This window comes from Rhizobium vallis (assembly GCF_003985155.1).
Taxonomy (GTDB): domain Bacteria; phylum Pseudomonadota; class Alphaproteobacteria; order Rhizobiales; family Rhizobiaceae; genus Rhizobium; species Rhizobium vallis.
The window spans coordinates 161616-185352 of record NZ_ML133694.1; the positions used below are offsets into that span (position 1 = coordinate 161616).

The 23737-nt window shown below is 60.6% G+C and carries 22 protein-coding genes and 1 pseudogene; 14 read left to right on the top strand and 9 right to left on the bottom strand.

Annotation, left to right across the window (positions count from 1 at the left end; translation table 11 throughout):
- Positions 1–3 precede the first annotated feature (3 nt).
- Both EFQ99_RS23590 and EFQ99_RS23595 read left to right on the top strand, forming a co-directional pair.
- Positions 4–390: a hypothetical protein gene (locus EFQ99_RS23590; RefSeq protein WP_126923636.1), complete on the top strand. Its 387-nt coding sequence runs from the start codon at positions 4–6 to the stop codon at positions 388–390.
- 7 nt (positions 391–397) lie between these two features.
- Positions 398–1222 (top strand): TrmH family RNA methyltransferase, encoded by an 825-nt coding sequence (locus EFQ99_RS23595; protein ID WP_126923637.1) that lies wholly within the window; start codon positions 398–400, stop codon positions 1220–1222.
- 38 nt (positions 1223–1260) lie between these two features.
- Here EFQ99_RS23595 and EFQ99_RS23600 read toward each other — a convergent pair whose 3' ends face one another.
- Together EFQ99_RS23600 and EFQ99_RS23605 are read right to left on the bottom strand one after the other, a co-directional pair.
- Positions 1261–2421 carry a coiled-coil domain-containing protein gene (locus tag EFQ99_RS23600; protein ID WP_126923638.1) on the bottom strand — a complete coding sequence of 387 codons (1161 nt, stop codon included), beginning with the start codon at positions 2419–2421 and terminating at the stop codon, positions 1261–1263.
- Between the two features lie 115 nt (positions 2422–2536).
- On the bottom strand, positions 2537–3124 hold the full coding sequence (locus tag EFQ99_RS23605) for a DUF1134 domain-containing protein (protein WP_126923639.1): 588 nt from the start codon (positions 3122–3124) through the stop codon (positions 2537–2539).
- Positions 3125–3319: 195 nt separating this feature from the next.
- On the opposite strand from EFQ99_RS23605, the gene chpT reads away from it, so the two are divergent.
- Together chpT and EFQ99_RS23615 are read left to right on the top strand one after the other, a co-directional pair.
- Positions 3320–3967, top strand: a complete 648-nt coding sequence (gene chpT / locus EFQ99_RS23610) for a histidine phosphotransferase ChpT (RefSeq protein WP_126923808.1) — start codon at positions 3320–3322, stop codon at positions 3965–3967.
- 119 nt (positions 3968–4086) lie between these two features.
- Positions 4087–4449, top strand: coding sequence for a response regulator (locus EFQ99_RS23615; protein ID WP_126923640.1), 363 nt, complete (start codon positions 4087–4089; stop codon positions 4447–4449).
- Between the two features lie 207 nt (positions 4450–4656).
- Here the strand turns inward: EFQ99_RS23615 and ctrA are convergent, their stop codons facing one another.
- Positions 4657–5358 carry a response regulator transcription factor CtrA gene (ctrA, locus tag EFQ99_RS23620; RefSeq protein ID WP_007533606.1) on the bottom strand — a complete coding sequence of 234 codons (702 nt, stop codon included), beginning with the start codon at positions 5356–5358 and terminating at the stop codon, positions 4657–4659.
- Positions 5359–5795: 437 nt separating this feature from the next.
- Between ctrA and EFQ99_RS23625 the strand changes: the two genes are divergently transcribed.
- Positions 5796–6146: a flagellar export protein FliJ gene (locus EFQ99_RS23625; RefSeq protein ID WP_126923641.1), complete on the top strand. Its 351-nt coding sequence runs from the start codon at positions 5796–5798 to the stop codon at positions 6144–6146.
- Between the two features lie 154 nt (positions 6147–6300).
- On the opposite strand, the gene EFQ99_RS23630 is transcribed toward EFQ99_RS23625, so the two are convergent.
- Entirely contained in the window at positions 6301–6579 is a 279-nt protein-coding gene (locus EFQ99_RS23630) for a GNAT family N-acetyltransferase (protein ID WP_126923642.1), read from the bottom strand.
- Between the two features lie 134 nt (positions 6580–6713).
- Between EFQ99_RS23630 and EFQ99_RS23635 the strand changes: the two genes are divergently transcribed.
- The gene (locus tag EFQ99_RS23635) at positions 6714–7181 is read left to right on the top strand and encodes a paraquat-inducible protein A (RefSeq protein WP_126923643.1); all 468 of its coding nucleotides are present in this window, start codon (positions 6714–6716) and stop codon (positions 7179–7181) included.
- A 20-nt stretch (positions 7182–7201) separates the two neighbouring features.
- On the opposite strand, the gene sciP is transcribed toward EFQ99_RS23635, so the two are convergent.
- Complete coding sequence (gene sciP / locus EFQ99_RS23640; RefSeq protein ID WP_007533628.1) at positions 7202–7477, bottom strand: CtrA inhibitor SciP; 276 nt, start codon at positions 7475–7477, stop codon at positions 7202–7204.
- Positions 7478–7875: 398 nt separating this feature from the next.
- Here sciP and EFQ99_RS23645 point away from each other — a divergent pair, with 398 nt between their 5' ends.
- The gene (locus EFQ99_RS23645; protein WP_126923644.1) at positions 7876–8622 is read left to right on the top strand and encodes a helix-turn-helix transcriptional regulator; all 747 of its coding nucleotides are present in this window, start codon (positions 7876–7878) and stop codon (positions 8620–8622) included.
- Between the two features lie 111 nt (positions 8623–8733).
- Here the strand turns inward: EFQ99_RS23645 and EFQ99_RS23650 are convergent, their stop codons facing one another.
- Together EFQ99_RS23650 and cysQ are read right to left on the bottom strand one after the other, a co-directional pair.
- Positions 8734–9459, bottom strand: a complete 726-nt coding sequence (locus EFQ99_RS23650) for a sugar transferase (protein ID WP_126923645.1) — start codon at positions 9457–9459, stop codon at positions 8734–8736.
- Between the two features lie 627 nt (positions 9460–10086).
- Entirely contained in the window at positions 10087–10884 is a 798-nt protein-coding gene (gene cysQ / locus EFQ99_RS23655; RefSeq protein ID WP_126923646.1) for a 3'(2'),5'-bisphosphate nucleotidase CysQ, read from the bottom strand.
- 549 nt (positions 10885–11433) lie between these two features.
- On the opposite strand from cysQ, the gene EFQ99_RS23665 reads away from it, so the two are divergent.
- From EFQ99_RS23665 to EFQ99_RS23690, 6 genes and pseudogenes are all read left to right on the top strand, one after another.
- Complete coding sequence (locus tag EFQ99_RS23665) at positions 11434–12336, top strand: branched-chain amino acid ABC transporter permease (RefSeq protein WP_126829271.1); 903 nt, start codon at positions 11434–11436, stop codon at positions 12334–12336.
- A gap of 97 nt (positions 12337–12433) precedes the next feature.
- A pseudogene (gene livM / locus EFQ99_RS23670) lies at positions 12434–13915 on the top strand (high-affinity branched-chain amino acid ABC transporter permease LivM); the annotation flags it as partial.
- Positions 13915–14790, top strand: a complete 876-nt coding sequence (locus tag EFQ99_RS23675; protein WP_126923648.1) for an ABC transporter ATP-binding protein — start codon at positions 13915–13917, stop codon at positions 14788–14790. The pseudogene livM and the gene EFQ99_RS23675, both read left to right, overlap by 1 nt.
- Positions 14790–15533 (top strand): ABC transporter ATP-binding protein, encoded by a 744-nt coding sequence (locus EFQ99_RS23680; protein WP_183604908.1) that lies wholly within the window; start codon positions 14790–14792, stop codon positions 15531–15533. Before EFQ99_RS23675 ends, EFQ99_RS23680 begins: the two co-directional genes overlap by 1 nt.
- 18 nt (positions 15534–15551) lie before the next feature.
- Positions 15552–15905, top strand: a complete 354-nt coding sequence (locus EFQ99_RS23685; protein WP_126923649.1) for a DUF6867 family protein — start codon at positions 15552–15554, stop codon at positions 15903–15905.
- A gap of 121 nt (positions 15906–16026) precedes the next feature.
- Positions 16027–17148 (top strand): branched-chain amino acid ABC transporter substrate-binding protein, encoded by a 1122-nt coding sequence (locus tag EFQ99_RS23690; protein ID WP_126923650.1) that lies wholly within the window; start codon positions 16027–16029, stop codon positions 17146–17148.
- Positions 17149–17305: 157 nt separating this feature from the next.
- Here EFQ99_RS23690 and EFQ99_RS23695 read toward each other — a convergent pair whose 3' ends face one another.
- On the bottom strand, positions 17306–18223 hold the full coding sequence (locus tag EFQ99_RS23695; protein WP_126923651.1) for a response regulator transcription factor: 918 nt from the start codon (positions 18221–18223) through the stop codon (positions 17306–17308).
- Positions 18216–21599, bottom strand: coding sequence for a hybrid sensor histidine kinase/response regulator (locus EFQ99_RS23700; protein ID WP_126923652.1), 3384 nt, complete (start codon positions 21597–21599; stop codon positions 18216–18218). Before EFQ99_RS23700 ends, EFQ99_RS23695 begins: the two co-directional genes overlap by 8 nt.
- A 178-nt stretch (positions 21600–21777) precedes the next feature.
- Here EFQ99_RS23700 and EFQ99_RS23705 point away from each other — a divergent pair, with 178 nt between their 5' ends.
- Positions 21778–23682: an acid phosphatase gene (locus EFQ99_RS23705; protein WP_126923653.1), complete on the top strand. Its 1905-nt coding sequence runs from the start codon at positions 21778–21780 to the stop codon at positions 23680–23682.
- The last annotated feature ends 55 nt before the right edge of the window (positions 23683–23737 follow it).

Consider the following 23737-nt stretch of genomic DNA (forward strand, 5'->3'; position numbering starts at 1 on the left):
CAGATGACGACGATCGAGCCAGACGACCAGGAAGAGAAGCCCCTTGATCCGGCGATGGAAAGTGTCCGGCGCAAGATGGTCCGCCTGCAGATCGTTTCCGGGGCCATCATGTTCGTGAGCCTTATGGCGGTCTTCGGCGCGGTTGTCTACAAGACGATGCACGCCGACGCCAAGGAGGCGGCCGCCACCGTCAGCGCCTCCGGCGTGCCCTCAGATGCGCCGCTTTCGGCGACCGTTTCCCTGCCCCTCGGCTTCAAGGTGCAGTCGACCTCGTTTTCGGCAGGGCAGATCCTGTTCTACGGGGAAACCGCCGAGGGTAAGAACAAGGCGCTGGTCTTCGACCTCAGGACCGGCCGTACCGTCGCCGACGTCACCGTCGCCGGCAATTGAGGCCGGCATGGCCGCCGCCCCGATCACAATCGACAGCGCCGACGATCCGCGCATCGCGGAATTCCGCGACATAAGAGAGCGCGACCTGACTGGCCGAGAGAACCGCTTCATTGCCGAAGGCACTGTCGTGCTGCGCATGCTTGCCGAGGCGCATGCGGAAGGCCGCGGCTTCTCAGCCGAGAAGATCCTGCTGCTGCGCAACCGCGTCGAGGGCGTGCGGACTATCCTGGAGCGGTTTCCGGCCGATGTCCCGGTCTATGTCGCCGAGGCCAATGTTCTCGACGGCATCGTCGGTTTTCATCTGCATCGCGGCGTTCTCGCCATCGGCCGGCGGGAAGACCGCGGCGAGGCGGCACTTCTCGACGCGCTGCCGGAACGGGCGCTGGTGCTTGTCGGCTGCGGCATTTCCAACCACGACAATGCCGGCTCGATGTTCCGCAATGCGGCCGCTTTCCGGGCCGATGCGGTGCTGCTCGACGAAACTTCCTGCGATCCGCTTTATCGCAAGGCGCTGCGCGTCTCCGTTGGTTCGGTGCTGAGCGTTCCGCATCGTCGCGGCGGCAAGGCGCTGGATACGCTGCTGGCGCTTGCCGAGCGGGGCTTTGTCATCTGGACGCTTTCGCCGCACGGCAAGACCGATATCCGCAGCATTCCACCTTCGGGGCGCATGGCGCTCGTCGTCGGCACCGAGGGGGAGGGGTTGCCGGAGACGCTGCTGGCGCGCTTCCAGAGCGCGCGCATCCCGCAGTCTGAAGAGCTCGACAGCCTCAACGCTGCGACGGCGACGGGGATCGCGCTGTTTTCCATGGCCTCCGCGATGGAGCGGATCTGAAGCGTATCGCTTCAATCAGGTTCGATCTGCAGAGCCTGTCAACGCGGCGGATTGGCGATGATCGCGGCCGCCCTGTCGGCGAGACTGACGCGATCGTTCGGGTTCTTTTCCGCGGCTTCCGGCAGAAGGGTGCGGATCGGCGAGGACGGGCCTTCGTTGAGTGCGGTCAGCGCCACCATATTGGCGGCGATCGAGGCGATCTCTTCACGGATCGCGCCGTCGCGTCCAGTGACCGTCTTTGCCTTCTGCAGACGCTCGGCAAGGGCGGCGCTGCGCATGCGGACATTATCGCCCAACTCAGCGGTGACGACGGCAGTATCGAGCGTGGATTCGGCCGTCTCGTCAGCGGTCGTTTCCGCCGGCACTTCCGCTGCCATTTTGGCAAGGCCGGCGTCGCGCAGCACCCGGTTGACCTTGCGGATCTCGGCATTGGCAGCCTTCAACTGATCCTTCAATTTGGCGATCTCCTGCTGGCGGCGGGCAAGCACGGTTTCCTTCTCGGCGGCGGAAGCGCTCTCTCGCGCGGCCTTGTCCTCAAGGCGGATAACCATATGCTGCTGCTGCGTCAGTTTCTGTTCGGCATCCTTAGCGCGCTTTTGTAGCAGGGTGACGTCCTGGCGCAGCGTGTCGCGTTCGTCGCGAAGCGCGTTGGCGCGGAATTTCAGGCTTTCGGCCTCGGTCTCGCGGGCGGCCAGGTCTATCCTCAACCCGTCGGCCTGTTCGCCGAGCTTGCTCAGGCGCGTGCGCATCGTCGCCAGTTCGCTTTCCTTGCCGGCGGCGGACTGCTCGGCGATATGCAGATTGGTCTTCAGCTGGCTGATATAGTTCTCGTCCTTGCGCAGACGCGATCGCTGCTCGGCCGCCTCGACTTGCATTTCGCCGATATGAGCCTGCAAGTCGCCGATCTCGGCGGCAAGCCTGCCGGCATCGACGGCGATTGCATCGTGGCGCAGTTGGAGCGACAGGGATTTCTCACGCTCGCGCAGAAGATCCTGGGTGGTGCGGGCATTCTCGGCAGCATAGAGCGCGCGCACCATATCCTTCTGGGCGCGGACCTCCTGCGGGCTCAGAGGCATCGTCGCCTTCAGCCGGTTCTCGGTATACCAGACAATGCGGCGATGAACGGCGGGTGAGACCAGGAAGACGAGGAAGGCCGCGGTCAGGAAGCCCAATCCGAACAAGAGAGCATATTCGATCACGGCGCGGCCATCGATTCGAAAGGTTGATAGGGGTCAGCCGCGATGATTAAGCAGGCATGGCGTGCATGGCAAGGCCGCCGGTGTGAACGGCGGCCGATTCCTGCGGTTTTGTCGCTCAGAAGGGGTTCCAGGTCGGTGCGCTGGTGATCTTGAGATAGCCGACATTGATGCCGAGACGGGCGCCGACGCCGGTGCGGATCGGCACAACGAGCACGTCGTTGTTCTTCAGCAGCGTCATGCCGAAGCCGGCGATGACATAGGCTGAGCCGCTGACGCCGCCGAAACGGGCATAAATGCCGTTGATGGAAGGCAGGTCGTAGACCAGCATCATCACGCGCGAACCCTGACCGCCGTAGTCTATGCCGAGGGAGGGCCCTTGCCAGTAGAGCGGATGTTCGCCGGCGTTCTTGGTGTTCAGCTGGCCTTCGCCATAGGTGAGGCCGGCGATGAAAGCGCCACCGCCTTCCTGTCCAAGGATATAGCCGTTCGGCAGGCCGTATTTCTGAAAGGCACTTTCGACCACCTTGGCAAGTCCGCCGCTGGCGGAGCCGAAGAAGGAGTGGCCGGCATCGACGATTTCCTGCATCGTATACTGGCCGTTATCCTGGGCGGCGGCAGGCCCGGCAACCATCAGCGAGGAGAAAACAATGGCCGAGAGCAGCCTGCAGAAACCGATGAATCGGTGCTGAAATCGAGGGCGCATGGTGTCATCCGTTCGTCGTTTGGCTGGGAGCGGGCAACCGCTCGCGGCGATTGGTGCATTTTGCGCCGATGATCTTAACAATCGGTTTACCAAATATGGTGTCATTATGGCACCGAATACGTTCGCAAACTTCGCGCAATTTTGATGAAGCATACTATCGGGCGCGATGAGATTGCCGCCCCTCAGGAGACGATGATGTCCAACAACCCTAATCTTACCCTGTCCGGCCCGGATCTGGCCGCGCTTCTTTGCAGCCGCGTTTGCCACGATGTCATCTCGCCGGTCGGCGCGATCAACAACGGCCTGGAACTCCTGGATGAAGGTGGCGCCGATTCCGACGCGATGGATCTGATCCGCACCAGCGCACTCAACGCTTCCGTCCGCTTGAAATTCGCGCGGCTGGCTTTCGGCGCGTCCGGCTCGGTCGGCGCCTCGATCGATACCGGCGAGGCCGAACGGGCGGCCAAGGAATTTGCCATCGCCGAGAAGAAGACCGAGGTGATCTGGAACGGACCACGAGCCATCGTCGCCAAGAACCGGGTCAAGCTGCTGCTCAATCTCTTCCTCGTCGCCTATTCCTCCATTCCGCGCGGTGGCGTGCTCGAGGTGACGCTCGAAAATCCCGAATTCGATGCGAAGTTCAGGCTCACCGCCAAAGGCAAGCTGATGCGCCTGCCGCCGAAATTCGTCGAGATATCGACCGGCACGATCGAGGAGGCAATCGATGCCCATTCGATCCAGCCCTATTACACAGTGCTTCTGGCCGAGGAGTGCGGAATGACGCTTGATCATAGCGCCAGCGCCGAGGAATTGGTATTCACGGCCGTGGTCGCCGCTGCCTGAATTTGGAACTCGGACGGGTGTCTGCGCCCGTCCGGTAACGATTCCTTAGCCTGATGGACCTATCATCCCGGTTGTAAGAGGCCCCTCGCTGCGACGAATGCGGGGGCAAAGGAGCGGCCATGCAAAGGTTCATGATCACCGATAATTCGGACATCGTCCGCAAGGTCGGCAAGCGCATTCTCTCCGAACTCGACTTTCTCGTCAGCGAGGCTTCCAATGCCGGCGAGGCGCTGCAGCGCTGCCAGGCGGAGCTGCCGGAATATCTGATCGTCGATTCCGGCATGGAAGGCGCGCTCGATCTCATCGCCGCCATCCGCGCCATGGAGGGCGGCAAAGAGGTCAATATCTATTACTGCGTCGTCGAGGCGGATCTGAAGAAACTGATGGCAGGCAAACGGGCCGGCGCCACCGACTTCCTGCTGAAGCCCTTCGACCGCAAGATCCTGACCGCCGTCTTCGGCAACCGCGCGATCGCTGCCTGAACGCAGCTCTCATCTTCTGAAGCATGATGCCGAAAGCGCAGGCGTGGCCGCGCGCGGCCACCCATTTCCTGGTTGAGATGCAGAGATTTCAGGCCGGTCCAGCCTTAAGTCCCTGGTTGTCACGGCGGCGTCTTGCTGTGCAGCCAGAAACGAAAAATCCCGCCGGAAGGGCGGGATCTTCGTCATCCGATAAGGGGGATCGGAAAATCAGGCGGTTTCGGCGTATTCGGTGCCATCCGGCTCGCGAAGAACGTAACCACGGCCCCAGACCGTCTCGATGTAGTTGGCGCCGCCTGCGGCGTTGGCGAGCTTCTTGCGCAGCTTGCAGATGAAGACGTCGATGATCTTCAGTTCCGGCTCGTCCATGCCGCCGTAAAGGTGGTTCAGGAACATTTCCTTGGTGAGGGTGGTGCCCTTGCGGAGCGAAAGCAGCTCCAGCATCTGGTATTCCTTGCCCGTCAGGTGGACGCGCTGGCCGCCGACTTCGACCGTCTTGGCATCGAGGTTGACGATCAGTTCGCCGGTCATGATGACCGACTGGGCGTGACCCTTGGAGCGGCGCACGATGGCGTGGATGCGGGCGACGAGCTCGTCCTTGTGGAAGGGCTTGGTCATGTAGTCGTCGGCGCCGAAGCCGAGACCGCGAACCTTGTCCTCGATGCCGGCCATGCCCGACAGAATGAGGATCGGTGTCTTGACCTTGGACAGCCGGAGCGTGCGGAGCACTTCATATCCGGACATGTCGGGGAGGTTCAGATCGAGAAGGATGATATCATAATCATACAGCTTGCCCAGATCGACGCCTTCTTCACCGAGATCCGTGGTATAAACATTAAAACTTTCCGATTTAAGCATCAACTCGATGCTCTGCGCCGTAGCGCTGTCATCCTCGATGAGAAGTACCCGCATAATTATCCCCTTTACCGCCGCCGAAAGGTGGTCTGGCCCCCACTCACGATACCGAACAAGCTACGTGATTTGGAAGCTGCCACGAAATGGTTAACAAATTCTAATTCACTCTGGCAAGGAGTATCGAATTTATTAAATAATTTTTCCATTTCTCTGTTTTCCAATAGGAATCTCAAAAAGGCTTTCCTCAACTTTTACATTAGGAAACAGCGCTAAGTGATTCATCCGACTCGCCAATGAAAAGGTTCGAATTTCATGCCTTGGCATTTACCGACCCTTAAATCATCCGCTCTATCATTAACGATGCCCGTAAACGAAAGGTTACCAGCGGTAGGTTTTTGTTAATATCGCAGGAAATTTTTTAGCAAACCGTGTCAAAGCGGCGCGCAGGGCGGTTTCAAGTTGAGCCGGGGTCTCGCATCACGGGAGTAATGCGTATGAAGTCGCGAGAAAGTCTCGTTCGCCTGAAAGAGTTTCAGGTGAACGAAAAACGACGTCAACTGCAGCAATTGCAGATGATGATGTCTGAATTCGAACGGATGACGAAGGATCTGGAGAGCCAGATCGTCGTCGAGGAAAAGAAGTCCGGTATTTCCGACCCGAATCACTTTGCTTATCCGACCTTCGCCAAGGCTGCGCGTCAGCGGGCCGACAACCTGCAGGTTTCGATCAAGGAACTGAAGATGCAGGAAGAGACGCTGGAACTGGCGCTCGAGGAAATGCAGGCGGAATATGCAAGGGCGACGGCGCTGGAAGAGCGTGACAGCGGCGCCCGCGCAAGGGCGTAAGAGAGACGGCGGGCGCCGGCTTCGGCGCCCCGGGGATCGCCACAGAGAAGCCATGTATGATGGGCGCGCTGTCCGTCATACATGGCTTTTGGTGTTTCCGCTTTTTGACGTCCGCAGCCGCTCAAAACCTGCGGCCCGGTTCAGGCGACAGCAATCAGTTCACGACATCCTTCCATTCAGGATGGCGCTGCGCCTGCGCCTTGAAGAAAGGGCAGAGCGGGATGATCTTCCAGCCGCCGGTGCGGGCTGCTTCCACCGCGTGGAGCGCCAATGCCTGGCCGACGCCCTTGCCGCGCAGCGCATCGGGAACGGCGGTGTGATCGATGATGATAAGCTTCGGTGATGTTCTGGAATAAGTCATCTCCGCCTCGTGTCCTTCGAGTTCGGCCGCATAGCGGCCGCCGGAGGCGCCTTCCTCGTTTCGAATGTCCATTGTATTTCCTCATGAACGAATGTCGTTGTCACGGAGCGTGACACGGCGGAGCAGTCGTGCCAAGTCGGTGAGACAACCGCTGGAGGAGACGGAGTGTTCATGAAAAATGCGGGATCGACGCGAGGTTCGTCGCTATGAGAGCGCTTTCGCTGGTCCGCCCCGTTCTTCTCGTCGCGGCGCCCTTTCTCCTGGCGCTCGGCCTCATCTTGCCGCTGGTCCGTTTCGAGACGTTGTATTTCTTCAACAAGACGCCGTCGCTCATCGAAATCGTGATTTCGCTCTGGCAGGGCGGGGATGGGCTGCTGGCGGTGATCGTCGCGCTGGTGTCGATCGTGCTTCCATTTCTGAAGATGATCGGGATCGCAGCGGAGGGGATGGCTGCCGGCGGCGGGACCGGCAGTTTCTTCTATCGTCACGTCGTACCGCATCTGTCCAAGTGGTCTATGATGGACGTGCTGCTGGTGGCGATCGTGATTGCGGCGGCGAAGACGACCGGGCTGGCGGATGCTTTCACGCAGCCAGGCCTCTGGTGCTACGCGGCGTCGTCAATGATTTCGGGCCTTCTTCATTCCCTTGTGGGAAATGCGTCCGGCCCGAAATAAATGGCGGTAATGGCGCGTGATCAGTGGCGGTACTGCTGGATGCGCGTGGTGCGCAAGCCGGCGAGGCCGTGGCTATTGATCGACGACTGCCAGGACAGGAACTCTTCGACTGTGAGCGTATAACGCTCACAGGCCTCTTCCAAGCTCAACAGGCCACCGCGAACAGCCGCGACAACCTCTGCCTTCCGGCGGATCACCCAGCGCCGCGTATTGGGCGGCGGAAGATCCGCGATCGTCAAGGGGCTGCCATCGGGGCCGATGACATATTTCACTCGGGGACGTATCATTTCGGTCATTGGACTCTCTACACAACGCAAGACCACGAGCCCCACTCTAGCCTGCCACATTTAAAAATTGCCTAAGCCCATCGTAAGACTTTGATAACAACTTTAGATGCCCTCCGGCCCCCGCCGATTTGGGAGGACGCCTGCCGCTACGTCAATTTGTGGCGGCTGCATGGGAGCCATGCGGAATAAATATTAGCCGGTTTGCCGGGAAAATTTTATAAGCACTTCAACATACAACGGGCGCAAAACTTCGTCTCCGCTCTTCCCGCTGCACCGGCCCAGGTCGTACCTTCGACGCTTCGTGTTCTCGGGATGCGGGCGAAAGCCGTCCTTGCTGATGCTTTGGCGCGAATTTCTCGTCGCCGTCAGCGAGGCCGAGCCGAAACGCGCCGTATGAGGATACGAAAATGAAAAAACGTGAGCGCGCGGTCGACGACTGCGCTGAGGATGCTGCATTTTCGCCGGCTCGGGCCGATGCCGCCAGTATTGCATTCGAGGACGGCGAAGAGCGGCTCGGCGAGATGGCGAAGCTTGCGGGTTTCGATTTCTATCTGCTCTCGGTCTTCCCACGGGGCGACCGTGCCGCCTTCGTCGAAAACCGATTGATCAGCAACTGGCCGCAAAGCCTCGTCGGCTTCTACGAGGCCGCCGATCTCTTCTATTGCAGCAGGCTGGTGAGCGCGATGAAGCGGACGATCACGCCGATCTTCTGCGAGGAGGGCTCGTTTGCAGGCAGCGCCGCCAACCAGGAAAATCGCCGTCTGAACACGCTCTTCCAGATGCACGGGCTGAACAGCACCTTTGCCTTCACGCTGCACGACGCTGACCTGAAACAATACATTTTCGCCTTCTCAGGCGGCTCTCCCATGCCCGAGCGAGAGCAGGCGATGGCGCTGCTGTATGGCTGCATGGAGCTTCTGGACAAGATCTCGCGCAGCGTCAGACCGGAGGACGGACCGTCGGAGACGCTCACCCGGCGCGAAATCGAATGTCTGCGCTGGTCGGCCGCCGGCAAGAGCAGTGAGGAGATCGCAATCATTCTCGATCTCTCGTCGCATACGGTGGTGGGGTATCTGAAGAGCGCGATGCGCAAGCTTGATTCGGTCAACCGGATGCAGGCGGTCGCCAGGGCATTTCGCTACCGGCTGCTCTAAAGCGTGTCGCGATTTTTCAGATTCGCTTGTCACGCATCAACGCACATCGCCCAAAACCGCAGCGCGGTTTTGGGCGATGTGCGTTGAGAGAGCCGGTCCTTCTCGGAAAACTTAGAAGCCCTTTCCGCGGGTCAGTTCGGACACGACGGTGCCGGCGATGATGCGCATGTCCATCCAGATCGAAAAATTCTGGACGTAATAGAGATCGCTGACGATACGCGCGCGCGCCTTGGCCGGACGATCGGTCGGGCCGCGCAGGCCGCGCATCTGAGCAAGACCCGTCATGCCGGGACGCATGGCGTGGCGCTGGTGGTATTCCGGCACGAGCTCTTCATAAAGCATGTCGCTGGCGCGCATGCCGATTGCATGGCAGCGCGGACCGACGACCGACATGTCACCCAGCAGCACATTCAAGAGCTGCGGCAGCTCATCGATATTCGTGCGGCGCAGGATGGCGCCGATGCGGGTGATGCGCGGATCGTTCATCACCGTTTGGGCAACACCGGAGGCGTCGCAGAGGTCGGTGCGCATGGAGCGGAACTTGTAGACCTTGATGGCCTTGCAGTTCTTACCCCAGCGGGTCTGCTTGAAAAGCACCGGTCCCGGGCTGTCGAGCTTGATCAGCAAGGCGACGAGCAGGAGGAAAGGCGCGAGGACGAGGAGGGCGCTCAACGACGAAACGATGTCGAACGCCCGCTTCAGGGCAAGATCCATCCACGGCGCCTGCGGCGCATCGCTATGGATAACAGGGGTCTGGATCTTCAGGCTCGGCAACTGGCGGCTGCTCGGCCGGAAGGACTCAGTCGAAATGCTGTTGTTTAGTTCCGTGATGCTCAAGGATCGTACTCTGTTGTCTTCGAGGGGCGCGGCGGCAATAGGCGATCAATGGTTAACCCTGTCACCAGGGCTGCACTCAGGTCTTGGTAACCCTACTAAAACGGAAAAATGCGACAATTGTGTAATGCTGTCCAGAGAAATATCGCATCGCAACAAATCTTTCGCACTTGCGTTAAGTTGAGGCAACCTCATGATATTCCGTTAAGAATTGGAATTTCGTCAAGGTTTCTAGACCTTTGGCGAGGGCTTCCAGGGGTGCTGCGGCGTGCTGTTACGACACGCGACCGATGCACGTTAACCGATATTTTTAACCGGATCGGGCTCGAAATTTTACCAGAGAGGGTGCTCCGTTGCCGTCAACCTGTGTCACAATATGACAAAATCAAGGCAGGAGCGGCGGCCTCGGGCGCGGAAAATTCATAGAATCGAGTCGCCCGGAGAATCACTTGGTCCAGCGCCGGGCTCTGCGAATCGCTCCTACGGCCATTGTGAGGGTGGCCGCTTGAATCACGACAAAATCATATGAGGAGATCGCGCGCGGCGTTATGCCGAGGCCGGTGGCGGCAACGGAGCATTGCATAGCGCGGAGATTGCGCTACGCCGGTATTCAGCGCTTGCTGCGGATGGTCACGCCGGTTCGAGGACGCGTTTTCTGCCGCCCCACGAGATGAAGTTCGGGTTGGCGAAGTCGAAATCGGCCGCCGCTCCCGTCTTGCCATAGGTCAGCGGTGCGCCATCGAGCGTCACCGTCGAGCCGCCGGCGGCGCGCAGCACCGCATCGCCGGCTGCGGTATCCCATTCCATCGTGCGGGTGAAACGTGGATAGACGTCGGCCTTACCTTCGGCCAGCAGGCAGAATTTCAGCGAGGAGCCGATATTGGTGCATTTGGAGATGGCGTGGTGGGCAAGGAAGTTGCCGGTCTCCGGACTGTTATGACGAAGGCTTGCGAGCGCCAGCCTGTCATCCGGCTGTTCGCGCACGGTGATCGTGCTGCGCGCGCCGACCGTGAAATCGTCGGTGACAACGAGCCTTTCGGCGTGGCGGTGCTCCCCTGAGAAGGCGAGGCCGAGCGCCGGCGCGTAGACGATGCCGGCCATCGGGGCGCCGTTTTCGATATAGGCGATGTTGACGGTGAATTCCTGCCGTCCCTCGACGAATTCACGCGTGCCGTCGAGAGGGTCGACCAGGAAGAAGCCTCGGCCGCTGATGTCGGGCACCTTGCCGGCGGCGACCGACTCTTCCGCCACCACGGGTATTTCGGGAAAATCTCTGGCGAGATGGGCGAGGATGATGCGTTCGGCCTCCTCGTCGGCGACCGTGACCGGACTTGCATCCGCTTTCATGGTAACGGGAAAGCCCTCGCGCAAGACCGTGATGATGGCCTTACCGGCTTCCAGCGCCGCCTTTTCAAATGTCCTCAGCATTGTCCTTTTGCCGTTTGCCATGCGGGCCGAGCACCCCGCTGTCGCTCGTCCGCAAACCATCCCTGTCACACCATATACCCGTCCGGAATTTATATGGTGTTTCCCGTCGCGCTTCGCACCCTCATACTTAATCCGGTGATGCTACCATAAGTTTCCTGTCCTGTCAGACGAGTTGGTGAACAGTTGCTCGTGAAATAGCATTCGAAAAAGCGCCCGTCCCAGGGTCTGAATTTGCGGCATCTTCCAATTCTGTGGAATAGCTTACGCGGCAAACGGAGCAAGAAATCGGCGGCGATTTCACCGGATGGTTAATCCGATGGCGATTTCTGGCTAAAAATCCGTCTTTCCGTGCCGTTTTTCTGTGGATTTTGGTTCAAAACGAGCCATTTAGGCCTGTTCCACCAAGATTCTGTCGGAGTAAAGCCTTTTTGTCTTCACATTTTCAACGAAACCGCTATGCATGCGGCTTATGAGGTTCTCTGAAACGGAGAACCAAAGAACCAAAAAGAGATGCAGCTTATTCGGCTCGCATCCAGGGGAAAACGACATATGGAGTATTTCGTCCAGCAGCTCTTCAACGGGCTGACGCTCGGATCCATCTATGGCCTCGTGGCTATCGGCTATACGATGGTTTATGGCATTATCGGCATGATCAACTTCGCCCATGGCGACATCTTCATGCTCGGTGGTTTCGCCGCTCTTATCGTCTTCCTCGTCCTCACATCCATCTTCGCGGGCCTCCCAGTGGCAGTTCTGCTGCTGGCGATGCTTGTCGTCGCGATGCTGATGACGAGTTTGTGGAATTGGACGATCGAGCGTATCGCATACCGTCCGCTGCGCGGTTCCTTCCGCCTGGCGCCGCTGATCACCGCGATCGGCATGTCGATCGTGCTGTCCAACTTCATCCAGGTGACGCAGGGTCCGCGCAACAAGCCGATCCCGCCGCTGGTGAGCTCGGTCTATCAGTTCGGCAACATCTCGGTGTCGTTGAAGCAGATCGTCATCATCATCATCACGGCGGTGCTGCTCACGGTCTTCTGGTACATCGTCAACCATACCGCGCTCGGCCGCGCCCAGCGCGCCACGGAGCAGGACCGCAAGATGGCGGCGCTGCTCGGCGTCAATGTCGACCAGACGATCTCGATCACCTTCGTCATGGGTGCAGCGCTCGCTGCCGTCGCCGGCACGATGTATCTGATGTACTATGGCGTCGCTTCGTTCGCCGACGGCTTCACGCCAGGTGTGAAGGCATTTACCGCAGCCGTCCTCGGCGGCATCGGCTCGCTGCCGGGCGCCGTTCTCGGCGGGTTGATGATCGGCCTCATCGAATCGCTGTGGTCGGCCTATTTCACCATCGCGTACAAGGATGTCGCGACCTTCGCCATCCTCGCTTTCGTGCTGATCTTCAAGCCGACGGGTATACTCGGGCGGCCGGAAGTCGAGAAGGTATAACGTCATGGCAAACATTGAGAATTCCGCAGGCAAGCCCGACGCCGGACTTGTCCGCAAGGGTCTTATCCAAGCCTTTTTCGCCGCCTTGCTGGCGTTCGGCATGTTCGTTCTCTATGTCGGTCTCAAGACCGACCAGAATATCAGCAACGAGCTGGTCATCGTTCAGCGCTGGGGACTGCTTGCGATTTTCGTCATAATCGCCGCAGTTGGCCGCTTCGCCGTGGTCATGTTTGCGGCAACACCCGGCCTGTTCGCCACGACGATGCGAGTGGTGGTTCCGATCGCGGTTTTGCTGATCGTAGGCTACCTTGCGTACGTATTCATTCGCGAACAGTTGTGGGGCGATCTGCTCACCCTGGGCGTCTTGGTTGTGCTGGCCGCATTGTTGGGTGTGCTGATCAAATACGTTCTTCTCCCGGCGGAGGAGAGGCGTCGGGAACGCAATGTAGAGGCCGAAAGACTCGGATTGCCCCTGGAAGCAAGCCCGTATGAGACCCATTTTCTGAAGGCCGTACTGGTTGCATTGCTGCTCTATCCTGTGATGGCTGTAGCGCTCAGAGGTCCTCAGGGTTCGTTGACGTTTGTCGACAATTTCGGCATTCAGATCCTGATTTACGTGATGCTCGCCTGGGGTCTTAACATCGTTGTCGGCCTTGCCGGTCTTCTCGACCTTGGTTATGTCGCCTTCTACGCCGTCGGCGCCTATTCCTATGCATTGCTGTCGAGCTATTTCGGCCTGTCTTTCTGGGTGCTGCTGCCACTTTCCGGTATCTTCGCCGCACTCTGGGGTGTCATCCTCGGTTTCCCGGTATTGCGCTTACGCGGCGACTACCTTGCCATCGTGACGCTCGCCTTCGGCGAAATCATACGCCTCGTGATCATCAATTGGACTGACTTGACGAAGGGCACCTTCGGCATCTCGGGCATTGCCAAGGCTTCGGTCTTCGGTATCTGGACCTTCGATGTCGGCAAGGTGAATAATTTCGCCAAGGTTTTCGGGCTGCCTTCGTCATCGGCCTATTACAAAATCTTCCTGTTCTACGTCATCCTGGCGCTCTGCATGCTGACCGCCTATGTGACGATCCGGCTACGCCGCATGCCGATCGGCCGAGCTTGGGAAGCGTTGCGTGAAGACGAGATCGCCTGCCGCTCGCTTGGCATCAACACGGTGACGACCAAACTTACGGCATTCGCTACCGGTGCGATGTTCGCGGGCTTCGCCGGCTCGTTCTTTGCAGCACGCCAGGGCTTCGTTTCGCCAGAATCCTTCGTCTTCCTGGAGTCGGCTGTCATCCTCGCCATCGTCGTGCTCGGCGGCATGGGCTCGCTGACCGGGATCGCGATTGCTGCGATCGTCATGGTCGGAGGTACCGAGGCGCTACGCAGTATGGACTTCTTGAAAGAGATCTTCGGTCCGACCTTCACGCCGGAACTTTACCGCATGCTTATCTTCGGCCTCGCCATGGTTGTGGTGATGCTATTCAAGCCGCGTGGTTTCGTCGGCTCGCGATCGCCGACAGCCTTCCTCAAGGCGCGTAAGGCAATCTCCGGAAGCTTCATCAAGGAGGGACACGGTTGATGAGCCCGGTCACCAATACGATGTCGAGCGACATTCTTCTCAAGGTCGAGCACCTGTCGATGAAGTTCGGCGGCCTGATGGCCATCAACGACTTCTCCTTCGAAGCCAAGCGCGGCGACATCACCGCGCTGATCGGCCCGAACGGCGCCGGCAAGACCACCGTCTTCAACTGCATTACCGGCTTCTACAAGCCGACGATGGGCATGATCACGCTCAACCAGAGGGGCGGCAAGCAATACCTGCTGGAGCGCCTGCCGGACTTCCGCATTACCAAGGAAGCCAAGGTCGCGCGTACCTTCCAGAACATCCGGCTGTTTTCCGGCCTGACCGTTCTCGAAAATCTGCTCGTCGCCCAGCATAACAAACTGATGCAGGCCTCGGGTTATACGATCCTCGGCCTCATCGGCATCGGTCCCTACAAGCGTGAAGCCGCCGCAGCGATTGAGCTCGCGCGTCATTGGCTCGAGAAGGCCGACCTGATCGATCGCGCCGACGATCCGGCGGGCGATCTACCCTATGGCGCCCAGCGCCGTCTCGAGATTGCGCGCGCCATGTGCACCGGTCCGGAGCTGCTCTGCCTGGACGAACCGGCAGCAGGTCTTAACCCGCGGGAATCGGCGACGCTCAATGAGCTGTTGCAGAGCATCCGTGCCGAAACCGGAACGTCTATCCTTCTCATCGAGCACGACATGTCGGTGGTCATGGAAATCTCCGACCATGTCGTCGTCCTCGAATACGGCCAGAAGATTTCCGATGGCACGCCGGATCATGTGAAGAACGATCCTAAGGTTATCGCGGCCTATCTCGGCGTTGAGGATGAGGAAGTGGAAGAGGTGATCGCAACCGTCGAGCAGCTCGAAGGAGGCGCAAACTGATGAGCGCTGAAGTAATGACCGGTCAAACGCTCCTTCAGGTGAAAGGCGTCGAAACCTATTATGGCAATATCCGTGCGCTCGCCGGCATCGATGTCCACGTCAACAAGGGCGAGATCGTCAGCCTGATCGGCGCCAATGGCGCCGGCAAGTCGACGCTGATGATGACGATCTGCGGTAGTCCGCAAGCCCGTGTCGGTTCGGTCGTCTTCGAGGGCCGCGACATCACCAAGCTTCCGACCCATGAAATCGCCCGCCTGCGCATCGCGCAGTCGCCGGAGGGCCGCCGTATCTTCCCGCGCATGACGGTTCTGGAAAACCTCCAGATGGGGGCGGGCCTCGACAATCTCAAATATTTCGCCGAAGACGTCGAGAAGATCTTCACGCTCTTCCCGCGCCTCAAGGAGCGGCATGCCCAGCGCGGTGGAACGCTTTCCGGCGGCGAGCAGCAGATGCTGTCGATCGGCCGCGCGCTGATGGCGCGCCCGAAGCTGCTGCTTCTCGACGAACCCTCGCTCGGCCTTGCGCCGCTGATCGTCAAGGGCATCTTCGAAGCGATCCGGAAGCTCAACGAACAGGAAGGGCTCACGGTTTTCCTCGTCGAGCAGAATGCATTCGCTGCGCTGAGGCTTTCGCATCGCGCTTACGTGATGGTGAACGGCAAGGTGACGATGAGCGGCTCCGGCAAGGAACTGCTCGCCAATCCCGAAGTTCGCGCCGCCTATCTCGAAGGCGGAAGACATTAATCGAAGGGAGAGTTTGAGATGCAGGGACTTTTCTTCGAAAGCGATGATGGTGCCCGTGTGGTCATCCGCGCGCTCGTGGCGCTGATTGGCTTCTGGACGGCCTGGCGGGCCGGCAAGGCGGTTGCGGACGGCTGGAACAACTATCCGCGGGCCGTCGTCTATACCTTCCTGCTTGCCTGGGCGATGCAGTTCCTGCACCACGCCCTGTTCAACGGCCCGATGCTCAGCAGCCTCTATTACGGTATCGATTTCGTGACGCTGCTGGTCTTTTCGACGGCCGGCTTCCGCTATCGCCGCACCAATCAGATGGTCAACAACTATTACTGGCTGTACGAAAAAACTTCCGCGTTTTCGTGGAAGGACAAACATTGACAGTCCGTTGAAACTAGGCATGAATTGCCTTCAGAGTGGAACAGCTTTCCTGGCGCAGTCAATGGTGGGTAATGCGCCGGGTCTTTGGACCGGAACCCGCCCAAAAATTGGGAGTAACAATATGAAGAAGTCTCTTCTGTCGGCAGTGGCTCTGACGGCGATGGTCGCCTTCAGCGGCAACGCTTGGGCCGACGTTCTCATCGCTGTCGCTGGTCCGCTGACCGGCCCGAACGCCGCATTCGGCGCTCAGCTCCAGAAGGGTGCCGAGCAGGCTGCTGCCGACATCAATGCTGCTGGCGGCATCAACGGCGAGCAGATCAAGATCGAGCTCGGCGACGACGTCTCCGACCCGAAGCAGGGCATTTCGGTCGCCAACAAGTTCGTTGCCGACGGCGTCAAGTTCGTCATCGGCCACTTCAACTCCGGCGTTTCGATCCCGGCTTCTGAAGTCTATGCTGAAAACGGCATTCTCGAAATCACCCCGGCCGCTACCAACCCGAAGTTCACCGAGCGCGGTCTCTGGAACACGTTCCGCACCTGCGGCCGTGACGACCAGCAGGGCGCCATCGCCGGCAAGTATCTTGCCGATCACTTCAAGGATGCCAAGATCGCTGTCGTTCACGACAAGACCCCGTACGGTCAGGGCCTTGCCGATGAAACCAAGAAGGCCATGAATGCCGCTGGCGTCACCGAAGTCATGTACGAAGGCATCAACGTCGGCGACAAGGACTTCTCGGCCCTCATCGCCAAGATGAAGGAAGCCGGCGTCTCGATCATCTATTGGGGTGGTCTGCACACCGAAGCCGGTCTCATCATCCGCCAGGCTGCCGACCAGGGCCTGAAGGCAACGCTCGTTTCGGGTGACGGTATCGTTTCCAACGAACTGGCCTCGATCGCTGGTGACGCCGTCGCCGGTACGCTGAACACCTTCGGTCCCGATCCGACACTGAACCCGGCCAACAAGGACCTCGTTGCGAAGTTCAAGGCCGCCGGTTTCAACCCGGAAGCCTACACGCTCTATTCCTACGCTGCGATGCAGGCGATCGTCGGTGCCGCCAAGGCTGCCGGTTCGACAGACGCAGAAGCCGTTGCCACGGCCATGAAGGAAAAGGGCCCGTTCCCGACCGTTCTCGGCGACATCTCGTTCGACGAAAAGGGCGACCCGAAGATTCCTGGTTACATCATGTACGAATGGAAGAAGGGCGCGGACGGCAAGTACACCTACGTCCCGCAGGGCATGTAAGCTTGGCTTGCCTCTCGGCAACATGATCATCGAAGCCCGGTTCCGACCGGGCTTCTTTCTTTTCTAGATCATTCAATTGCTGCGGGACGGACGTGGGACGGTTGTTTGAAAGCTTGTCACCGACATCGTGTCGGGTGGCACCCCGTCTCAAGGTCCCTTACATTTCATGCAGAACATGCGTCGCCTTCACCGCGGCGGATGCCCGGTTTTCGACGCCGAGTTTCACATAGATCTGCTCGAGGTGTTTGTTCACCGTGCGCGCCGACAGGCCCAATATCTCGCCGATATCGCGGTTGGCTTTGCCCTTGGCGATCCAGAGCAGCACTTCGGATTCGCGCTGGGTGAGCGAGAAACGCTGGCGCAGCACCTCGTCGTCGCTGCGCTGGCTGGCGGCGGTGAGGCGGAAAAGATATTCGTCGGGGCCGATCGCGCCGAGGAAGGCAAGCTGCAGGGCCGGCCGGCCGGCATGGGCGACCGAGATGATGCCGTCGCGTACCGCGGCCATGCGGTCGCGCATCCAGCCGGAAATATGGCGCACGACGATCTCCATGCCGTCGTCGCTGCCCATGGCGGCATTGACCAGCCGTGTCGCCTGCGGTGTCGACCAGTGGATGGCGCCATCGCCTTTGACTGCCAGCAAATGGCGGCCGGCGGCGTCGAGGGCAACGCGGGCGCTCTGGGTCGAGCGGGCATTGCGCAGATGGACGCGGATCCGGGCGCGCAATTCATCAATATTGATCGGCTTGGTGAGATAATCGACGCCGCCGGATTCCAACGCGTGCACGACATGTTCGGTCTCCGTCAGCCCGGTCATGAAGATAACAGGCACCTGCGCCACCGCTGCATTCGCCTTCAGCCTGCGGCAGGTCTCGAAACCGTCCATGGCGGGCATGACGGCGTCGAGCAGGATGAGATCGGGCGTGATGCGCTCGACGATGCCAAGTGCTGCCGTGCCCGAGGTGGCGATCAGCACGGAGAAACCGGATTGTTCGAGTGCGTCTGTGAGGAAGCCGAGTGCTTCGGCCGAGTCGTCGACGAGCAGAACGATGTCGCGGGGGAGGGCCGGCTCAGCCAATGGGTTCTACCTTTTCGTCGAAGTCGTGCAGGAAGGTCATGAAGCCGGCAAGGTCGAAGGCGGCGACATAGGCGCGAAGCGCCTCCGTGAATGGCCGATTTTCCTCTACCTTGGCAAGATCCGAGAGCTTGGCTTCGATGCCCCTGATATAGCCGATCTCGCCGAGCCGCAGCAATTCCTGCACATGGGCGGCACCCGGGCTCAGCATCGGCGCTTCGATCTTTTCCGTTATGGCGGGCGCTGCGTCAGCATAGACCCATGTCAGGCCGAGATGCAGGGCGAGCTTGTCGCGCAGCTGGCGGATATCGACGGGCTTGCCGATCGCGTCGTTATGGCTGTCGTCGCTGTCGCTGAGAACCGCCGCATCGCCGATATTGGCCGACAGCATCAGCACCGGGGCGGTCTGGCCGGCTTCGCGCAGGCGCGAGACGAGCTGCCAACCGTTCATGCCGGGCATGAGGATATCGACGAGGAAAAGGTCAGGCAGAATGCCCTCGATCAGCGTCAGGCATTCGGCGCCGCCCGCTGCCGTCAGCACGATGAAATCGAGCGGCGCCAGGATTTCGCGCATCATCTCGCGGTGATCCTCGTTGTCGTCGACGACCACGAGCGTGCGGCGCGGGCCGTCGTAACCGACGATGCGCTTTTCCTGTGGCGGCGCGGCGGCGCGCATCACGGCCGACAGCATCAGCCGCACGCGGAAGGTGGAGCCTTCGTCCTTGACGCTCGAAACCGCGATCTCGCCGCCGAGCGTATTGGTGAGAAGCCGGGTGATGGTGAGGCCGAGCCCGAGGCCCGGCATCGGCCGCACGCTTTCGGCCTCGCCACGCTGGAAGGGTTCGTAGATGCGGGGCAGGTCTTTCTCGGTGATGCCGCGGCCGGTATCGGAGACGGTAAAGGTCGCGACCTGGCTGCGATAGCCGACATCGAAGGTGACGCTGCCCTCGTCGGTGAATTTGATGGCGTTGGAAAGCAGGTTGACGAGGATCTGGCGCAGGCGCTTTTCGTCGGTGCGGACGAATTGCGGTAAAGTCCGCGAGCGCTCATGGATGAAGCTCAGGCCCTTTGCCTGCGCCTGCGGGCGGAACATCTCGACGATCTGATCGAGGAAATCCTGGATGTTGATCTCGTTTGAATAGACCTGCAGGCGGCCGGCCTCGATCTTGGAAATATCCAGCAGACCGTCGATCAGCCCGGAGAGATGTTCGGCGCTGCGGCGGATGACCTTGATCGAGGATTGGCGCGGCGGCGGGATCGTCTCGTCGCGTTCAAGGATCTGGGCATAGCCGAGCACGGCATTCAAAGGCGTGCGCAGCTCATGGCTGAGGCCGACGACGTAGCGGCTCTTGGCGCGGTTGGCGGCCTCGGCCGTTTCCTTGGCGTTCTGCAGGGCAGCGTCGGTCTTCTTGTGGGCGGCGATTTCCTTGAGCAGCAGCGTGTTCTGGCGCGAGGATTCCTCCTCTGCGACGACGCGGCTGTCATGGGCGAGCACATAGAACCAGCAGACGACGCCTGAGATCACCGAGAAGACGAAGAAGACGATCAGGATGGTGCGGTTGACGACCTCGGCCGTCTCCGGCGAGGCGGCGGCGACCTGATGAGCGATCATCGCCAGGATCGCGCCGATCGCGGTCAGCGCCAGGGCTACGGCGATGCCGTAGCGGCCGAGGCGCGTCGTCAGTTTCTCGACAATGGTTTCAGGCAGCAGCGTCTTGGCGACGATGCCAACCTGGGCGTTGAAACGGGCTGCCGGCTTGCACATGTCGTGGCAGCGGCTGTCGAGCGAGCAGCAGAGCGAGCAGATCGGCGCGGCATAGGCGGGGCACCAGGCCATGTCCTCCGGCTCGAAGGGGTGCTCGCAGACGGAGCAGGTGATGCTCGTCAGATTCTTCCAGCTCTGGCGCGGTTTGCGGGCGAGATAGAACTTGCCTTTGGTCGCCCAGGCGAGCGTCGGCGTCGCGACCAGGGCGATCGCGAGGGTGATGTAAGGGGCAAGCGAGGCGGCGGTCTCGCCGAAGGCGCCGAAATGGGCGATCAGCGATACCGTCGCAGACAGCGTCATGGCGCCGAGGCCGACCGGGTTGATGTCGTAGAGATGGGCGCGTTTGAACTCGATGCCGGGAGGGGCAAGGCCCAGCGGCTTGTTGATGAAGAGGTCGGCCGAGATCGTGCAGAGCCAGGCCATGGCGATGATTGAGAAGATGCCGAGCGTTTCCTCCAGCAGCCGGTAGATGCCGAGCTCCATCAGCAGTAGGGCGATCGCGACGTTGAAGACCAGCCAGATGACGCGGCCCGGATGGCTGTGGGTCAGGCGCGAGAAGAAATTCGACCAGGCGAGCGAGCCGGCATAGGCGTTCATCACGTTGATCTTCAGCTGCGAGACCACGACGAAGGCGGCCATCAACAGCAGCGCAGCATTGTGCCAGGGGACCATGTAGCCGAAGGCCGTCAGGTACATCTGCGCCGGATCAGCGGCGCGGTCGAGGGGCACGCCCGAGGTGAAGGTCAGCACGACGAGAAACGAACCGGCAAGCAGTTTCGGCGCACCGATGATGACCCAGCCGGGGCCGGCGAGGAAGATGGCAAGGCGATGACGCCACTTGCGCTGCGGGTCGGGCGGGAGGAAGCGCAGGAAGTCGGCCTGTTCGCCGATCTGCGACATCAGCGCCAGGATGACGGCAGAGGCCGCGCCGAACTCGACCAGATCGAAATCGGCGACAGTGCCGGGCGGACCCGAAGCATGATGGATGCCGGCAAAGGCGCGCCAGAGATCGAACTTTCCCCAGTCCATGAAGGCGATGAAGATGAAGGGCAGGATATTCAGCACGATCCAGAAGGGCTGGGTCATCAGCTGGAACTTGCTGATCAGCCGCACGCCGTGCGTCACCAGCGGGATCACCATCACGGCGCTGATGATGTAGCCGATCCAGAGCGGGATGCCGAGGGTGAGCTCCAGCGCGCCGGACATGATCGAGGCCTCGATCGCAAACAGCATGAAGGTGAAGCTTGCATAGATCAGAGAGGTGATGGTTGAGCCGATGTAGCCGAAGCCCGCGCCGCGCGTCAGAAGATCGATGTCGACGCCGTGGCGAATGGCGTAGCGGCTGATCGGCAGGCCGATCGCCAGCATGGCGACCGAAGCGACGATGATGGCATAGAAGGCGTTGGTGGTGCCGTAGGATAGCGTGATCGCGCCGCCGATCGCCTCCAGCGCCAGGAAGGAGATCGCGCCGATCGCCGTCTGCGAGATGCGCTGGGACGAGAAATGCCGGGCGCTCTTTGCGGTGAAGCGCAGTGCGTAATCTTCCAGTGTCTGGTTGGCGACCCAGCGATTATATTCGCGTCTCACCGGAATGATGCGTTGACGCGCTGTCATGCCCTCTTTCCGGCGTTCTGGTTAGCTTGTCGTTTCCTGGGCACTTTTGGCGGGATGGGCGGGAAAGGCAAGAGGCTGCGCGCCGGGAGATTCACAGAACGGCAATATTTTTGAAACCGGTCTGTCACATAAGCGCTCTAACTCTCCCGCCGTTCGTTCAATCATTTCGGGTGCACCCATGTCTGTTTTAAGCCCTTGCCGCCTGAGCACCGCTCTCGTCTGCCTTCTTTCGATCGTGCCGTCGCTTGCCGCCGCCGACCAGGTAATAGCGGCGAAAGCGCCTTATGCGGAGGCCGGAAACACCAACAAGCGTGGCGATGCCTGCTTCTCGACGGTGGACACCAATGCTGCGGTCCATCTTCTCTCCGGCTTCCTCGAAGTCTGGACGCCGCGTACGCCCTTCGTTGATGCCGGCGTAGAGGCTCCAGCCAAGGACAATTGCCCAGCGGTGGTCAAGACGGACTGGGACGGCATTCCCTCCAGCAAGACCGACGGTCAGGTCGTCAACAAGCTCGTCCATGATGCCAACATCGCCTATGTCGTCAAGGCGACGAAGGCGCGGACGGCCGAGCAGGCGGTCGCCGCCTATCTCGACGACCGGCGCGGCAAGAATGCCAGCATCGTCGACGGCCTCGGCCCGCTGACGGCTGCCTGGAAGGCAGGCTCCAAGCAGACCACCACGATTACCGAAGTGGCGGCCGATGCGACGACCGTCAAATACGACGACAAGGGCAACAATCGCGGCGCCGGCAGCAAGCCGGACACGGAAAACAAGACCGATGCCAACCCGGACATGGGTCTTGCGATCGACTTCATCAATGCCACGAGCGGTGATGGCTCGACGGAACCCGCCAAGCGCTATTTCAAATATGCCCGTCCCTATCGCTGGAGCCAGGACATCTCGGTCGTCCCGACGCTGGAGCCGGCCAAGAGCGGCAAGCCGGTCGAGGACGGCGGCTTCCCGAGCGGGCATACGGCGGAAGCCTGGCGGGATGCACTCGCCATGGCCTATCTCGTGCCGCAGCGTTTTCAGGAAATGATCACCCGCGCCAGCGAAATGGGCGAAGACCGCATCCTCGCCGGCATGCATTCCCCACTCGACGTGATGGGAGGCCGGATGCTCGGCACTGCCACCGTCGTCTATAATCTGAACAAGGCCGACAACTCGGCGCTGAAGAGCGACGCTTACGCCCAGGCGCAGTCCTGGCTCGTTGCCAAATCAGGAATTGCGGATGCCGGCGCGCTCGCAGTCGCCGCCCATGCAGCCCCGCTCGCCGCGGACCGTTTCGCCGATCATGACGCCAACCGCGCTTACGTGCTGCAGCGCCTGAGCTACGGCCTGCCCACCATCCATGCGACCGACCTGCCGGCCCGTGTGCCGCAGGGCGCAGAAGCGCTTCTCGAAACGCGTCTGCCCTATCTCGACGGCGAGCAGCGCCGCGACGTCCTGAAGACCACGGAGGTCGCCTCGGGCTATCCGCTCATCGACGATGCGGAAGGCTACGGCCGCCTCAACCTGTTTGCCGCTGCCGACGGCTACGGCGCTTTCGAGCAGGATGTGACGGTGACGATGGATGCTGCAAAGGGCGGCTTCAACGCCATCGACACCTGGCGCAACGATATCGGCGGCAAGGGCAAGCTGGTGAAGCGCGGCGGCGGCATTCTCGGCCTTTCCGGCGCCAACAGCTATGCCGGTGGCACGGTGCTGGAAGAAGGCGTGCTGGTGGCAGGTTCGCCTTCTGCCTTTGGAACCGGCGGACTGACGGTGAACGGCGGCTCCCTCGTTCTGGCGGCCGATAAGCCCCTCAGCGTAGCCGGCGATTACCAACAGTTCGTGCAAGCGACGGCGAAGCCGACGCTCGGTCCTGACGGCACAGGCACGCTTGTCGTCGCAGGCACGGCGGCGCTTGCCGGTGACCTCGACGTGACGCTTGCCAATGGCTTTGCCCCGGCGCCAGGAACCAAGATCGAGATCCTGAAGGCCGGAGCCGTGACCGGCATCTTCGACAGGTTCACCATCTCCGGCCATCAGGCGACCCTCTCCTACGGTCCGACATCGGTCATCTTGACGATCGCCAGATAATACCGAACCGGCAGGGCATCCTTTTCCTAGGGATGCCCTGCCTTTTGCGGCTTGT

Excerpts from the sequence above, each read along its gene's own strand:
- EFQ99_RS23645 (WP_126923644.1), top strand. The coding sequence starts at position 7,876 with ATGAAAAAACGTGAGCGCGCGGTCGACGACTGCGCTGAGGATGCTGCA.
- ctrA (WP_007533606.1), bottom strand. The coding sequence starts at position 5,358 with ATGCGGGTACTTCTCATCGAGGATGACAGCGCTACGGCGCAGAGCATC.
- sciP (WP_007533628.1), bottom strand. The coding sequence starts at position 7,477 with ATGACCGAAATGATACGTCCCCGAGTGAAATATGTCATCGGCCCCGAT.
- EFQ99_RS23630 (WP_126923642.1), bottom strand. The coding sequence starts at position 6,579 with ATGGACATTCGAAACGAGGAAGGCGCCTCCGGCGGCCGCTATGCGGCC.
- EFQ99_RS23615 (WP_126923640.1), top strand. The coding sequence starts at position 4,087 with ATGCAAAGGTTCATGATCACCGATAATTCGGACATCGTCCGCAAGGTC.
- EFQ99_RS23665 (WP_126829271.1), top strand. The coding sequence starts at position 11,434 with ATGGAGTATTTCGTCCAGCAGCTCTTCAACGGGCTGACGCTCGGATCC.
- EFQ99_RS23705 (WP_126923653.1), top strand. The coding sequence starts at position 21,778 with ATGTCTGTTTTAAGCCCTTGCCGCCTGAGCACCGCTCTCGTCTGCCTT.
- cysQ (WP_126923646.1), bottom strand. The coding sequence starts at position 10,884 with ATGCTGAGGACATTTGAAAAGGCGGCGCTGGAAGCCGGTAAGGCCATC.
- EFQ99_RS23605 (WP_126923639.1), bottom strand. The coding sequence starts at position 3,124 with ATGCGCCCTCGATTTCAGCACCGATTCATCGGTTTCTGCAGGCTGCTC.
- EFQ99_RS23595 (WP_126923637.1), top strand. The coding sequence starts at position 398 with ATGGCCGCCGCCCCGATCACAATCGACAGCGCCGACGATCCGCGCATC.
- EFQ99_RS23675 (WP_126923648.1), top strand. The coding sequence starts at position 13,915 with ATGAGCCCGGTCACCAATACGATGTCGAGCGACATTCTTCTCAAGGTC.
- EFQ99_RS23685 (WP_126923649.1), top strand. The coding sequence starts at position 15,552 with ATGCAGGGACTTTTCTTCGAAAGCGATGATGGTGCCCGTGTGGTCATC.
- EFQ99_RS23590 (WP_126923636.1), top strand. The coding sequence starts at position 4 with ATGACGACGATCGAGCCAGACGACCAGGAAGAGAAGCCCCTTGATCCG.
- EFQ99_RS23635 (WP_126923643.1), top strand. The coding sequence starts at position 6,714 with ATGAGAGCGCTTTCGCTGGTCCGCCCCGTTCTTCTCGTCGCGGCGCCC.
- EFQ99_RS23680 (WP_183604908.1), top strand. The coding sequence starts at position 14,790 with ATGAGCGCTGAAGTAATGACCGGTCAAACGCTCCTTCAGGTGAAAGGC.
- chpT (WP_126923808.1), top strand. The coding sequence starts at position 3,320 with ATGTCCAACAACCCTAATCTTACCCTGTCCGGCCCGGATCTGGCCGCG.
- EFQ99_RS23625 (WP_126923641.1), top strand. The coding sequence starts at position 5,796 with ATGAAGTCGCGAGAAAGTCTCGTTCGCCTGAAAGAGTTTCAGGTGAAC.
- EFQ99_RS23700 (WP_126923652.1), bottom strand. The coding sequence starts at position 21,599 with ATGACAGCGCGTCAACGCATCATTCCGGTGAGACGCGAATATAATCGC.
- EFQ99_RS23690 (WP_126923650.1), top strand. The coding sequence starts at position 16,027 with ATGAAGAAGTCTCTTCTGTCGGCAGTGGCTCTGACGGCGATGGTCGCC.